This window comes from Pinisolibacter sp. DMC19, from assembly GCF_056313985.1.
The window spans coordinates 72,257-86,106 of record NZ_JBQUZF010000005.1; the positions used below are offsets into that span (position 1 = coordinate 72,257).

The following is a 13,850-nucleotide window of genomic DNA, read 5'->3' on the forward strand; positions in this document are numbered from 1 at the left end:
CGAGAAGCCGGCACCACGAACGACGCGGACAGTGTACGGGACGCATGTCGCTCGTGTGAAGACGCGGGCGCGTGATGACGCGGCCCTGTTGCCGATGCGCACCGCGTGGCGACGACGACACGCCGTCCCGCCGCGGGCCTTCAGCGCGCCATGCCCTCGCGCCCCTGCCGCCGCGCCGCGTAATAGGCCCAGAACAGCCGCGCCGCGACGCCGCGCCACGGCGCCCAGGCCGACGCGATCGCCCGCGTCGCCTTCTCGCTCGGCCGCTCGCCGAGATCGAAGGCGTCGCCGATCGCCGCCTGCAGCGCCAGATCGCCGCCCGGCCAGATGTCGGGATGGCCGGCGGAGAAGAGCAGCCACACCTCCGCCGTCCAACGGCCAATACCCTTGATCGCCACCAGCCGCGCCACGGCGTCCTCTTCGGCGAGGTTCGCGCAACCCTCGAGATCGAGCCCCGCTTCGCAGGCCTCGACCACCGCCCGGAGCGTCCGGACCTTGGCGGCCGAGAGCCCCGCCGCCCGCAGCGTCTCGTCGTCGACCCGTGCGACGTGCTCGGGCAGCGGCTCGGCGCCGATCACGCCTTCGACCCGTGACCAGATCGAGGCGGCGGCCTGGGCCGAGACCTGCTGCGCCGTGATCACCCGGGCGAGACCGCCGAAGCCGGGCGGCCGCCGCCGGAGCGGCACCGGGCCGCTCGCCGCGATCACCGGCACGAGCCGCGGATCGATCGTCGCGAGGGCCACGAGCCCCGCCGCCACGTCGTCGTCACCCTCGATCCGCCGCATCGCCCGCTCCCTCGTCGCCCGCCCCTCCGAGGCGACAGCGGCCGCGTGGCGGGTTAGGATCGCGAACTGTCGTCTCGCACCCCCGCTCATGTCCAGACCCGTCTTCCGCTTCGCCCCCTCGCCGAACGGCCGGCTGCACCTCGGCCACGCCCGTTCCGCCCTCCTCGATCATGCGCTCGCCCGCACGCTCGGCGGCGTCTTCCTGCTGCGGCTCGAAGACATCGACACGACGCGCTGCCGTCCGGAGTTCGAGGCCGGCATCCTCGAGGATCTCGCCTGGTTGGGCATCGACTGGGACGGCGAGCCGCTACGGCAATCCGAGAACTTCGCCGGCTATCGATCGGCGCTGAACCGGCTCGAGACGCAGGGTCTGCTGCGCCCGAGCCATGCGACGCGGGCCGAGATCCGCGCCGCGGTCGCCGCCGCCGTAGCCCGCGGCGAGGTCTGGCCGCGCGATCCCGACGGCGCCCCCTTCCCGCCCCCCGGCGATGCCGATCCGCGCCCGGGCGAACCGGTGGCGCTGCGCCTCGACGGCGCCCGCGCCGCCGCCCGGATCGGGCCGCTCGACTGGCGCGAGGTCGGCGAGGGTCCGAACGGGGAGACCGGCCGCATCCCGGTCGATCTCGCCGCCTGGGGCGATCCGGTGCTGGCGCGCAAGGAGATCCCGACCAGCTATCACCTGTCGGTGGTGGTCGACGACGCGGCCCAGGGCGTCACCCACGTGGTGCGCGGCCGCGATCTCTTCTGGTCGACCAGCGTCCACCGCGCCCTGCAGACGCTGCTCGGCCTGCCGGCGCCGATCTGGTGCCATCACGATCTGGTGCTCGATGCCGAGGGCCGCAAACTGTCGAAGTCGGCCGCCGACACCGCACTCGCCGATCTGCGTGCCGGCGGCGCCACGCCCGACGACATCCGCCGCCGGATCGGCTGGGAGAAGACCGCCGCCGAGATCGATCGGCTTAACCGGGTGTTGAGCGGCGGGGCGTAGGCTCATCCGATCGTCCGGAGAGCCAGATGACCGAGACCCGCTCCACCGATCCCACCCTTGCCGGCCTGCCGCTCGCCGGTCTGCGCGTGCTCGCGGTCGAGGATCACGCCATCGGCCGCACGCTTCTGGCGGCGATGATGCAGCCGCTCGGCGTCGCCGCGACCATCGTCGCCGACGGCCGCGAGGCGATCGCCGCGGCCAAGGCCGAGACCTTCGACGTCGTGCTGATCGATCTCGGCCTTCCCGACATCGCCGGCGATCGGCTCGCCCACGACCTTTCCCGCACGCGCGGCACGCGGCGCGCCCGCATCGTCGCCGTCACCGGCCGCGCCCGCCCGGCGGAGCTGCCGCCGGCGATCGACGACTGGCTGGAGAAGCCCTATTCGGTGCGCGAGCTGCACGGCCGGCTCCTCGCCGGCCGCCCGCCGCTCGAACGCACGGGGTAATACTCGGCGTAGGGAGTTCCAACCCTTTGCTCCTGTTCGGCTTCACCCTGAGGTGCCCGGCAGAGCCGGGCCTCGAAGGGCGAAGTCGCCGACGGGCCGTGCCACTCGGCCCTTCGCACTTCGAGGCTCGCTTGCGCTCGCACCTCAGTGTGAAGAGCCTCTGCGACAGACCAAAGGGTCAGAACTGCATCAGGTCGGCTTGATCGCTCAATAGGCCGGCTTGCCGTCGACCAGCAGCGCCTTGCGCCCGCCGGCCTCGCCGACCGACCACGACTTGACGCGGCCCTCGAAGACCTTGCGCCACGAACCCTTCTCCGAGCGATAGGCCTTCAGGAGACAGCCGGCGTCGTTGCAATAGGGCTCCGGATTGCCGCCGCAGGAGGCGTCGGCGTAGTCGAGCACCACGTCGTTGCGCCCGTCGCCGTCGAAATCGACGAAGCGGGTGAACTTCATGCCGTATCCGGTCGACGTCTTGCAGTTCTCGTGTTCGGTCTGGATGAGCTCGCCGGTCAGCTGATGCGGCATGTCTTCGCCACGAGCCGGCAGGGTGGCGAGAACGGCGAAGAGGGAAAGCAGTGCGAGACGTTTCACGGCGGCGAAGACTCCTGACGAACGCGGCGGACGCGCGCGAGGTCGTTTGGGTTGGCGCTTAATCTTAATACGAGTGGAGGGATGCAACGTCACCGCGGATTACGGTAGTGTGCTCCATCGTTTTCGTGTGCCCTGCCATGCGCCCCACGAGTATCGGGTCCTGGCGTGACAAAAGGATCTCTGCGATGCGTCTTCTCGCTCTGACCCTCCTCGCTCTCGTCGCCCTGTTCGGCCATTCCCGCCACGCGGAAGCCGCGGTCGAAGCCCGCATCAACATCTCGTCGCAGCGGATGATCGTCATGGTCGACGGCGTCAAGGCCGGCGAATATGCCGTCTCGACCGGCCGCAAGGGCTATCGCACCCCGGTCGGCGAGTACCAGCCGCAGCGGATGCACAAGAAGTACTACTCGCACAAGTACCACAACTCGCCGATGCCGAACTCGATCTTCTTCAACGGCGGCATCGCGGTTCACGGCACCTACGAGGTCGCCCGCCTCGGCAAGCCGGCGTCGCACGGCTGCGTCCGCATGCATCCGCAGGCTGCCGCCCAGCTGTTCGATCTGGTCAAGCAGCACGGCATGGGCAACAGCCGCATCGTCGTGACCTACTGACGGCCGCTCACGGTTTCTCGCGCGCCGCCTCGGCCGCCTCGTCGCGGGCCTGTTCACGGAAGAAGCGGCGGATCACCTTGCCGGTGGTCGTCAGCGGCACCTCGTCGACGAAGGCGATCTCGCGCGGATACTCGTGCGCCGAGAGCCGGTTTCGCACGTGGTCGCGGATGTCCTTCGCCAGCGCCTCGCTCGGCTCCCATCCCTGGACCAGCGTGACGTAGGCCTTGACGATCTCGGTGCGCACCGGATCGGGCTTGCCGACGACGGCGACCAGCGCCACCGCGGGATGACCGACGATGCAGTCCTCGATCTCCGACGGGCCGATGCGATAGCCGGCAGACGTGATCAGGTCGTCGTTGCGCCCGACGAAATAGACGTAGCCGTCCTCGTCGACCATGCCCTGGTCGCCGGTGGTCATCCAGTCGCCGACGAACTTCTCGCGCGTCGCCTCCGGCTTCTGCCAGTAGCCGAGGAACATCACCGGATCGGGCCGCATCACCGCGATCTGACCGGTCTCGCCGATTCCGACCTCGCGGCCCTCGCCGTCGATGACGCCGACGACGTGGCCCGGCATCGCCCGACCGATCGCCCCGGCGCGCACCACACCGATCGCGGCGCAGGAGCCGAGCACCAGATTGCATTCGGTCTGGCCGTAGAACTCGTTGATGACGAGACCGAGCTCGGCGCGTGCCCATTCGAAGGTCTCACGCCCCAGCGCCTCGCCGCCCGAGCCGACGGTGCGCAGGCCCGGCCGCTTGCCGCCCGGCGGGCCGCCGGCATTGCGCAAGAGCTTCAGCGCCGTCGGCGGGATGAAGGCGTTGCGAATCGCCTGCGTCTCGATCAACGCCCAGGTCGCCTGCGGATCGAAGGTCTCGCGCCGCGCCGCGACCACCGGCACGCCGAGGGCGAGCGCCGGCAGGAGCACGTTGAGGAGCCCGCCCGCCCAGGCCCAGTCGGCCGGGGTCCACAGTCGATCGCCCGCCTGCGGCAGGAACTCGTGGGTATATTGGACGCTCGGGATGTGGCCGAGCAGCACCCGATGGCCGTGCAGCGCCCCCTTCGGCGCCCCCGTCGTGCCCGAGGTGTAGATCATCAGCCCCGGCTCGTCGGCGCGCGTCGCCACGGGCTCGAAGGCATCCGACGCCCGCTCCAGCAGTGCCGCGAGATCGAGCCCGCCGTCCTCGACCCCGTCGACGCAGAAGACATGGGCGAGCGCCGGCAGACGATCGCGGATCTCGGCGATCTTGCGCGCGCCGGTGCGGCTGGTGACGACCGCCCGCGCCCCCGAATCGGTCAGCCGATGCAGCAGCGCCTCCGCCCCGAAGACGTCGGCGAGCGGCAGCGCGATCGCCGCCATGGAATAGATCGCCACATGGGCGATCGCCGTCTCCGGCGACTGCGGCAGGAGGATCGCCACCCGGTCACCGCGCGCCACCCCGTGGGCGACGAGCACGTTGGAGAGCCGATTGGCGGCCTTCGCCAGCCGGCCGTAGCGCCATTCGTCGACCGAGCCGTCGGGCGAGACCGAGACGATCGCCGTGCGCTCGGGCTCGACCGCCGCCCACTTGTGGCAGACGTCGACGCCGATGTTGTAGGCGGCGGGCACGATCCAGCGGAACGCGCGCATGATGTCGGCATGGGTCGACGCGGTGGGCAGCATCGCCGTCTGTCTCCTCGAGGCGGGTCGGGAGGCGCGATCCTATCGGATCGCCGACGGCTCACAAGCCGGACGGAGGATGGAGACGCGGCGACGGGCCGACCCGAAGGCCGACGCGGCGCGAGGCGCCGTTGCCGATCGATGCAGGAATGAAGAGTGGATGGTGGGCGCGACAGGGATCGAACCTGTGACCCCTTCGGTGTGAACGAAGTGCTCTCCCGCTGAGCTACGCGCCCACTCTTGCGAGACGCCGCGATATAAGGGGGGCGGCCCTCGCAAGTCAAGCGCGGCGGACGGCTTTTCCCGCCCCGCCGCCCGACCCGCCGGGCGCCCCCTTGCTCGGGGTCGCGCCGGCCCGCCGTCAGCGCGGCTCGACGACGACCAGCGTCCAGAAGATCTTGTACTTCGAGTTCGGCGCGTAGGCGGTGGCGAGGCCGACCCGCGTCGCCCGACCGGCGAGCATCGTCGCGTTGTGCTGCTTCGATTCCCGCCAGCCCGAGAAGGCCTCGGCGAAGGTGCGGTAGCCGGCCGAGAAGTTGGCGAGGAAGCTGGCATAGGGAATGCCCGCCGCCTGCAGCTCGCGATCGAGACCGGCCTCTTCGGTCGAATGCACCCGATCGGCGGACGCCATGCGGTCGGCCTGCGCCTGAGCGATGCGGGCGAGGGTGGGATCCCACTGCAGCACCCCGAGACCGTTGTTGCCGCGATACTGGTTGATCATCGACAGCGACGAGGCCGGATCGACCGGGCCGCCGCCCATGTCGAGCCGACGATAGAACGGCGGCTCGCTGCGGACGGGCGCGGCTTCGCGCGAACAGGCCGCGAGTGCGGCGGCGACGAGCGGCAGGACGACGAGAAGGCGCGATTGGACGTTCATGGAGCGGGGTATCCCTGGGCAGATCACGGCTGAGGCTCGGACGGCGGCGGCGCCTTCGCCGCCGGCGCGATGCCGAAACGGTCGAGGAGATCGCCGATGTCGCCGAGCTGGCGAATGTTGATGTCGCGCTGGGCGTAGGGGATCTCGATCCCCTTCTCGCGCAGCGACCGCACGATGTCGAAGCGCAGGTCGCTCTCCACCGAACCGACGTCGGTCACCGCGCCGATCGTGCAGATCAGGCGGAACTCCAGCGCGTCGGCGCCGAAATTGGTGAAGAGCACCAGCGGCGCCGGGAACTTCAGCACCTTGTCGTGGTGTTCGGCGCAGGAGAGCAGGATCGCCTTCATCTCCTCCGGATCGGTGTCGTAGGCGACGCCGACGTCGACGAGGCAGCGGCCGGTGAGATCCCGGTGCATCCAGTTCTTGACGTTGCCGGTGATCAGCGACGAGTTCGGCACGATCAGCGAGGCACGATCGAAGGTCTCGATCTCGGTCGAACGCACGTTGATCTTGCGCACGAAGCCCTTCTGGGTGCCGATCTCGACCAGGTCGCCCGACTTGATCGGCCGCTCGACGAGCAGGATCAGGCCGGAGACGAAGTTGTTGACGATCGACTGCAGACCGAAACCGACGCCGACGGACAGCGCGCCGGCGACGATCGCGAGGTTCTGCAGATCGAGGCCGATCACCGAGAAGGCGAGCGCCACCGAGATGACGATGCCGAGATAGCCGAAGGACGTGCGGATCGAGTTCTTCAGGCCGACGTCGAGCCGGGTGCGCGGCAGGAAGCGCTGGTCGAGCCAGCCCTGCACGCCGCGCGTCACCCCGATGCCGATGACCAGGAAGACGACCGCCGTCAGGATCGACGACAGCGAGATCGTCAGCCCACCGATCTTGAAGCCGAAGAAGGCGATCTTGGCGTCGGTGACGACGTCCTGCCCGTCGATGCCGATCGGCGCCAGGATGAAGAGCGCGGCGAGCGCCAGCAGGAGCAGCCGGACGAGACCGGACAGCACCACGCCGATCTGCTCGACCGTCTCGCGCGCCAGCCCCATCGACCGCGTCATGACGATGCCGAAGCGGCTGCGCGCGTCGAAGGTGCGCTGGATCGCTTCGTCGGCGAGCACCAGGAGGATGTAGAGCGCGCCGAGCAGGAAACCGACGCGGACCGTCTGCTGCGTCACGAAGGCGGCGAGCGCGACGTAGCCGCCGATCGCCGCGACCGCCGCGCCGATCGCCAGGATCCAGCCGAGCGGCACCAGCCAGCGCCACAGGCCGGAGCGCTTCTCCTCCGGCTTTTCCGCCGCTTCCTCGTCGCCGTCCTCACCGGCCATGGTGCGGGCCGCGACGCGCAGCGCCAGCATGACGAAGACCGCATCGGCGATGGCGAAGAGGCCGGAGACCAGGATCAGCGCCGCCACCGAGGCGGTCAGCGCGTCGAACAGGCGGATCATCCAGACGCCGACGCCGTGGACGATCGCCAGCACCACGAAGAGACCGAGCAGCCGCGCCGCGGTGTGATCGCCCACCGCCGCCATCCGCCACTGCGGCTTGCCGGGGGCGAGAATGGCCAGCGCGATGCCGTAGACCATCGCCGCCGAGCCGACGCCCGCGGCGATCGCCGAGATGAAGAGGCCGACGCGCGGCGGATTGAGCTCGAACACGTCGAGTGCCACCTGGATGCCCCAGATGGCGAGCACCGGACCGGCCACGTTGAAGACGACGATGCCCGCCGCCTTCAACGCCTTGAGGAAGCGCGAGGGTTCGACCGCGTCCGGATCACGATCGGCGAACTGGGCGACGCGCCGACGCGCCAGGAACAGGATGCCGAGGAAGGCGAGGATCGCCGAGCCGACCGCCGTCGCCGTCTCGAAGCCGCGCTTGGCGAGGAGCGCGAACCAGTCGCCGAGCAGATAGCCGAAGCCCGAGACGATGCCGGGAACCGCATGACCGGCCTCGAGCCACAGCGACGGATCGGCGACCGAACGCGAGCGCTGCACCATGTCCTGGGCGAAGCGGGCGCGACGCTTGTCGCTGATCGCCTTGACGATCTCTTCGGCCCTGAGGCGGATCAGCTGCGCCTGCTTGACCCGGCCCTGCGCCTCGGCGAGCAGCTTCTGCTGCTCGTCCCGCTCGGCCTTGACGGCCTCCGCCTCGATCGGCGCAGTGTCGTCTTCCTTGGCGTCCGGCGCCGGGCCGAGCTGCTTCAGCCGCGCCTCGAAGGCCGCGACGCGCGGGCTCTCGGTCTGGTCGATGACGTCGGCCTCGGCGCGGATCGTGTCGATGCGGCCGCGCATCTCGGCGAGGCGCCAGTCGGTCAGACCGTCGCGCTGGAGGGCCGCGCCGATCTGTTCGATCTCGTTCTTCCAGCCGTCGAGCTTGAGCTGTACCTCGTCCGGCTTGGCCTTGACCGCCGGAGCCGGCGCCGGAGCGGGCTGGGCCGCGGCCGGCTTGGCGGCGGGGGCCTGAGCGGCGGCGGCGGGCTTGGCGGCCGGGGTTTCGGCGGCGCCCGAAGGGGCGACCGGGCCGAGCACGAGGCCGGAGAGGAGAAGGATCGCGAATCGGAGCGCGCGGGCGCGGGGCGTCATCACCGGGAGCCGTCCGTGGTCTGATCGTGGGAAGGGCCGTCGAAACGGCGCGAGTCGCCGCTTCCATGAGCCGAGATTAAGGCAAAAGGGAAGCGAAGGCAGCCCGCAGTGCATTCCCGCATCGAGACGATTGTGTCCGCCGCGTCTCGCACATAATCTCCGCGCCATGTCGGAACCGCCCACCGAAGACACTGCCGTCATCGCCCTTCCCGGCCAGCCGCCCCGCGGCTGGCGCGCCGTCGGTTGGGTCGTCTGGGAAGCGATCTATTGGGGCCTGCTGCGCAACGAGAGCTTCGCGCATGCCTCCAACATCGCCTTCTCGGTGATCTTCTCGCTCTTCCCCTTCCTGATCCTCGTCACCGGCGTCGCCGGCTGGGCGGCCGGTCAGTGGGGCGTCGCCGACCTGACCGCGGCGGCCGAACAGGGCACCGGCGGCCTCTTCGCCGTTCTGCCGGAACAGGTGGCGGCGATCCTCAAGCCCGAGATCTCGGCGGTTCTCACCACCTCGCAGGGCCGCGTCCTCACCGTAGGCGCCCTGTTGCTGGTGATCATCGTGACGGGTCTGGTCGAGAGCCTGCGCATGGGGCTCAACTACGCCTATCGCGCCTACGACAGCCGCCACTTCCTGATCCGCCGGCTGGAAGGCACGTTCTTCATGCTGATCGCGGCGATCGTCATCCTCGGGCTCGGCTTCCTGGTCGTCGTCCTGCCGGTGGTCTGGGGTCTGCTCGCCCCGCACGTGCACGGCATCGAGCCGTGGTGGAACTGGTTCAACCGCCTGCCGTTGCTGCTGTTCTTCCTGGCGGTGTTCCTGTTCCTGTTCTCCGCCCACATGTGGCTGCCGGCCCGCACCCAGCACGTCGGCGGCGTCCTGCCCGGCGTGCTGGTGACGCTGACGCTGTGGTTCACCGCCGGCTGGGTCTTCTCCTGGTACCTCTCCCACTTCTCGGGCTACGCCAAGACCTACGCCGGCCTCGGCGGTGCGGTGGCGACGATGCTGTTCTTCTACATCGTCGGCCTGATCTTCCTGCTCGGCGCCGAGATCAACCACGCCGTGGCGCTGGTGAGGACACGGACACCGCCGGTGCATTGATCGGTCGTATCCAGACAGATACGGTCCTCGCATGATCGCGACATTCGGGATGCCGGGGAATCGGCCCGCATCGAGGACGGATCGATGAACGACAAGCTCGCCCCCTTCGACGTCTCCGACCACCTCGACGACGACGAGGTGATGGCCGAGTATCTCGCGGCCTGCCTCGAGGATCCGAACCCCGACGTGTTTCTGTCCGCCCTGGCCGATGTCGCCAAGGCCAAGGGCATGGCACAGGTGGCGAAGGCATCCGGTCTCGGCCGGGAGAGCCTCTACAAGGCGCTCGCACCCGGCGCGCATCCCCGCCACGAGACCATTCGCAAGGTGGTCACCGCACTCGGGCTGAGGATCACGATCGCGCCCACCGCCGCGGAGTGACCGCTCCACGCCGACGCATCGTTCCACGAGGGCGAAACGCGAAACCCCGCCGGATCGCTCCGACGGGGTTCTGCGTCTCATCGATGCCGGCGGCGCGACGCCCGCTCAGCTCGCCACGGCGCCGAACATCTCCTGCGACGCCTCGACGACGTCTTCGAAGGTGGTCAGGCCGGTCCTGGGCGAACACACCAGCACCGCCATGTTGCCGGGCTTGTGCTCGTTCTTCCACATCTTGGTGTGGGCGAGCGGGATGTCCTTCCACTCGAAGACCTCCGACATGCACGGCTCGACGCGCCGGTCGAGCACGAACTTGTTGGCGGCGGCGGCCTGCTTGAGATGGGCGAAGTGCGAACCCTGGATGCGCTTCTGGTGCATCCAGACGTAGCGGGCGTCGAAGGTGATGTTGAAGCCGGACGTGCCGGCGCAGAACACCACCATGCCGCCGCGCTTCACCACGAAGGTCGAGGTCGGGAAGGTGCTCTCGCCGGGGTGCTCGAACACCATGTCGACGTTGTTGCCCTTGCCGGTGATGTCCCAGATCGCCTTGCCGAACTTGCGGACCTCGCCGAACCAGGTGTCGTACTCGGGCGAGCCCACCTTCGGCAGCTGGCCCCAGCACTTGAAGTCCTTGCGGTTGATGACGCCGCGCGCGCCGAGGCTCATGACGTAGTCGCGCTTGTCCTCGTCGGAGATGACGCCGATCGCATTGGCGCCCGCCGCCGCGGTCAGCTGCACGCCGAACACGCCGAGGCCGCCCGAGGCGCCCCAGATCAGCACGTTCTGGCTCGGCTTCAGCTGATGCGGATTGTGGCCGAACAGCATGCGATAGGCGGTCGCCAGCGTCAGCATGTAGGAGGCCGACTCCTCCCAGGTCAGGTGCTGCGGCCGCGGCAGCAGCTGGCGCGCCTGGACGCGGCAGAACTGGGCGAAGGACCCGTCCGGCGTCTCGTAGCCCCAGATGCGCTGCGAGGGCGACAGCATCGGGTCGCCGCCGTTGCATTCCTCGTCGTCGCCGTCGTCCTGATTGCAGTGGATGACGACCTCGTCGCCGACCTTCCAGTGCTTCACCTTGGAGCCGACCGCCCAGACGATGCCGGCCGCGTCGGAACCGGCGATGTGGTAGGGCTGCTTGTGGACGTCGAAGACCGAGATCGGCTTGCCGAGACCCGCCCACACGCCGTTGTAGTTGACGCCGGCGGCCATCACGAGCACCAGCACGTCGTGGCTGTCGAGCTCCCAGGTCGGCACGACCTCGAGCTGCATCGCCTCTTCCGGCGGGCCGTGACGGTCCTTGCGGATCGCCCAGGCGTACATGTTCTTCGGGACGTGGCCGAGCGGCGGGATTTCGCCGATCTCGTAGAGGTCCTTCAGCGGACGGTCTTCAGCATTCCCAGCCATGGTCTTCCTTCCCGCGTTCGACCGGACGCATGCGTCGGCCGTTTCCTTCTTGGGCCCGCGACCGCGCCCCAGGGGAAGGGCCCATGCCGCACTGCAACGATGGCCGCACTATCGGCCCGGTCCACGGCGGATTTCCATAATACTAAAGGATTGAAATTCGACCGATCCGCGCCGTTCCGGCCAGATCTTGCCGCAATGCAAAATTCCGCCTGATCGCCGACACCGGCCGCAGCGACGAATCGCAGTGGGCGTCGCGCGGGTTTTGCCCGAGTTTCCGCCTCGCCCGCGGTGTCGCGCGCGCCGGCACGCCCGGTCTCGCCTGCGCGCCGCCCCGCGCGCGAGACCGAATGTCGCAGTCCGACGTTCGTGTGGGATGACGGCGCTTGTGCGGTGCGATATCCAAGGGACCATAATCGATTTATGACCCGGGAAGAACGTCCATGCCTCTCGCCTCGCCCGACAAGCCCTGGCTGTTCCGCACCTACGCCGGTCACTCGACCGCCGAGGCCTCGAACCGCCTCTATCGCACCAATCTCGCCAAGGGCCAGACGGGCCTGTCGGTGGCCTTCGACCTGCCGACCCAGACCGGTTACGACCCCGACCACGCGCTGTCGCGCGGCGAGGTCGGCAAGGTCGGCGTTCCGGTCTCCCATCTCGGCGACATGCGGGCGCTCTTCGACGGCATCCCGCTCGAGAAGATGAACACTTCGATGACGATCAACGCGACGGCGCCCTGGCTCTTGTCGCTCTACGTCGCCGCCGCCGACGCGCAGGGCGCCGATCGCGCCAAGCTGGCCGGCACGACGCAGAACGATCTCATCAAGGAGTATCTCTCGCGCGGCACCTACGTCTTCCCGCCGTCGCCCTCGATGCGGCTCACCACCGACGTCATCGCCTGGACCTACACGGAGATGCCGAAGTGGAACCCGATGAACGTCTGCTCCTACCATCTGCAGGAAGCGGGCGCGACGCCGGTCCAGGAGCTCGCCTTCGCACTCGCCACCGCGATCGCCGTCATCGACAACGTCAAGAAGACCGGCGTGATCCCGGAGGCCGAATTCGGCGAGGCGGTCGGCCGCATCTCCTTCTTCGTCAACGCCGGCATGCGGTTCGTGACGGAAATCTGCAAGATGCGCGCCTTCGGCCGCCTCTGGGACGAGATCACCCGTGACCGCTGGGGCGTGAAAGAAGAGAAGAACCGCCGCTTCCGCTACGGCGTCCAGGTCAACTCGCTGGGGCTGACCGAGCAGCAGCCGGAAAACAACGTCTACCGCATCCTGATCGAGGCGCTCGCCGTGACGCTGTCGCGCGACGCCCGCGCCCGCGCCGTGCAGCTGCCGGCGTGGAACGAGGCCCTCGGCCTGCCGCGCCCGTGGGATCAGCAGTGGTCGCTGCGGATGCAGCAGATCCTCGCCTACGAGACCGACCTGCTCGAATTCGCCGACATCTTCAATGGCTCGGCCGAGATCGAGGCCAAGGTCGCCGAACTCGTCGCCGAGGCGAAGACCGAACTCGCCGCGATCGAGGCGATGGGCGGTGCCGTGGCGGCGGTCGAGTCGAGCTACATGAAGCAGAAGCTCGTCGAATCGAACACCCGCCGGCTCGAGGCGATCGAGGCGGGTGCCTCCACCGTCGTCGGCGTCAACCGCTTCAAGGAGACCGAGCCCTCGCCGCTGACGACCGGCGAAGGCTCGATCCTGACCGTCCCGGCCCATGTCGAGGCGGAAGCGATCGAACGCATCAAGGCCTGGCGCGCCGGCCGCGACGAGAAGGCGGTCGCTTCCGCGCTCGCCGCCCTGCGTTCCGCCGCAGCCGAGGGCCGCAACGTGATGGAGCCGTCGATCGCCGCCGCCAAGGCCGGCGTGACGACCGGCGAATGGGGCGCGACGCTGCGCGACGTCTTCGGCGAGTACCGGGCGCCGACCGGTGTCGGCCGCGCCGCCCGCGACGGCGGCGCCGACGTCGCCTCGGTGCGTGGTGCCGTCGACGCGGTCTCCGAGAAGCTCGGCCGCCGCCTCAAGTTCCTGGTCGGCAAGCCCGGCCTCGACGGTCACTCCAACGGCGCCGAGCAGATCGCCGTGCGCGCCCGCGACTGCGGCATGGAAGTGGTCTACGAGGGCATCCGCCTGACCCCGGCGCAGATCGTCAACGCCGCCCTCGAGGAGGGCGTCCACGCCGTCGGCCTGTCGATCCTGTCGGGGTCGCACCTCGCACTCGTCGAGGACGTGATGACGCGCATGAGGGCGTCGGGCCTCGACGAGGTCCCGGTCGTCGTCGGCGGCATCATTCCGACCGAGGACGCCGAGGCGCTGAAGGGCATGGGGGTGGCGGCGGTCTATACGCCGAAGGACTTCCAGATCACCGACATCATGGCGGACATCGTCCGCATCGTCGGCGAACGCGCCGCCTGAGAGCGGCGCGCCCCGCCGCCCGCCATG

The 13,850-nt window shown here is 69.4% G+C and carries 12 protein-coding genes and 1 tRNA gene; 6 read left to right on the plus strand and 7 right to left on the minus strand.

From position 1 onward, the window contains the following. Positions 1-140 precede the first annotated feature (140 nt). Entirely contained in the window at positions 141-785 is a 645-nt protein-coding gene (locus ACT53U_RS13490) for a DNA-3-methyladenine glycosylase family protein (RefSeq protein ID WP_476155853.1), read from the minus strand. A gap of 88 nt (positions 786-873) precedes the next feature. On the opposite strand from ACT53U_RS13490, the gene gluQRS reads away from it, so the two are divergent. Together gluQRS and ACT53U_RS13500 are read left to right on the plus strand one after the other, a co-directional pair. Next, positions 874-1,773 (plus strand): tRNA glutamyl-Q(34) synthetase GluQRS, encoded by a 900-nt coding sequence (gene gluQRS / locus ACT53U_RS13495; protein ID WP_476155855.1) that lies wholly within the window; start codon positions 874-876, stop codon positions 1,771-1,773. 26 nt (positions 1,774-1,799) lie between these two features. Then, positions 1,800-2,219 (plus strand): response regulator, encoded by a 420-nt coding sequence (locus tag ACT53U_RS13500; RefSeq protein WP_476155857.1) that lies wholly within the window; start codon positions 1,800-1,802, stop codon positions 2,217-2,219. A 207-nt stretch (positions 2,220-2,426) separates the two neighbouring features. On the opposite strand, the gene ACT53U_RS13505 is transcribed toward ACT53U_RS13500, so the two are convergent. Further along, complete coding sequence (locus tag ACT53U_RS13505; RefSeq protein WP_476155859.1) at positions 2,427-2,810, minus strand: hypothetical protein; 384 nt, start codon at positions 2,808-2,810, stop codon at positions 2,427-2,429. A 185-nt stretch (positions 2,811-2,995) separates the two neighbouring features. On the opposite strand from ACT53U_RS13505, the gene ACT53U_RS13510 reads away from it, so the two are divergent. Then, entirely contained in the window at positions 2,996-3,421 is a 426-nt protein-coding gene (locus ACT53U_RS13510; protein WP_476155861.1) for a L,D-transpeptidase, read from the plus strand. 7 nt (positions 3,422-3,428) lie between these two features. Here ACT53U_RS13510 and ACT53U_RS13515 read toward each other — a convergent pair whose 3' ends face one another. The 4 genes from ACT53U_RS13515 to ACT53U_RS13530 form a co-directional block, all read right to left on the minus strand. Further along, positions 3,429-5,081: an AMP-binding protein gene (locus tag ACT53U_RS13515; protein WP_476155863.1), complete on the minus strand. Its 1,653-nt coding sequence runs from the start codon at positions 5,079-5,081 to the stop codon at positions 3,429-3,431. 158 nt (positions 5,082-5,239) lie between these two features. Then, a tRNA-Val gene (locus tag ACT53U_RS13520) sits at positions 5,240-5,314 on the minus strand. A gap of 125 nt (positions 5,315-5,439) precedes the next feature. Continuing rightward, positions 5,440-5,955, minus strand: a complete 516-nt coding sequence (locus ACT53U_RS13525) for a CAP domain-containing protein (RefSeq protein ID WP_476155865.1) — start codon at positions 5,953-5,955, stop codon at positions 5,440-5,442. Between the two features lie 23 nt (positions 5,956-5,978). After that, the gene (locus ACT53U_RS13530; RefSeq protein WP_476155867.1) at positions 5,979-8,543 is read right to left on the minus strand and encodes a DUF3772 domain-containing protein; all 2,565 of its coding nucleotides are present in this window, start codon (positions 8,541-8,543) and stop codon (positions 5,979-5,981) included. Positions 8,544-8,709: 166 nt separating this feature from the next. Here ACT53U_RS13530 and ACT53U_RS13535 point away from each other — a divergent pair, with 166 nt between their 5' ends. Then, positions 8,710-9,636, plus strand: coding sequence for a YihY/virulence factor BrkB family protein (locus ACT53U_RS13535; protein WP_476155869.1), 927 nt, complete (start codon positions 8,710-8,712; stop codon positions 9,634-9,636). A gap of 84 nt (positions 9,637-9,720) precedes the next feature. Beyond that, a complete protein-coding gene (locus tag ACT53U_RS13540; protein WP_476155871.1) occupies positions 9,721-10,014 on the plus strand; it encodes an addiction module antidote protein in 294 nt (97 codons plus the stop codon). 105 nt (positions 10,015-10,119) lie between these two features. Here ACT53U_RS13540 and ccrA read toward each other — a convergent pair whose 3' ends face one another. Continuing rightward, positions 10,120-11,412, minus strand: coding sequence for a crotonyl-CoA carboxylase/reductase (gene ccrA, locus ACT53U_RS13545; RefSeq protein WP_476155873.1), 1,293 nt, complete (start codon positions 11,410-11,412; stop codon positions 10,120-10,122). Positions 11,413-11,852: 440 nt separating this feature from the next. Between ccrA and ACT53U_RS13550 the strand changes: the two genes are divergently transcribed. Beyond that, the gene (locus ACT53U_RS13550) at positions 11,853-13,823 is read left to right on the plus strand and encodes a methylmalonyl-CoA mutase family protein (RefSeq protein WP_476155875.1); all 1,971 of its coding nucleotides are present in this window, start codon (positions 11,853-11,855) and stop codon (positions 13,821-13,823) included. Positions 13,824-13,850: the final 27 nt, after the last annotated feature.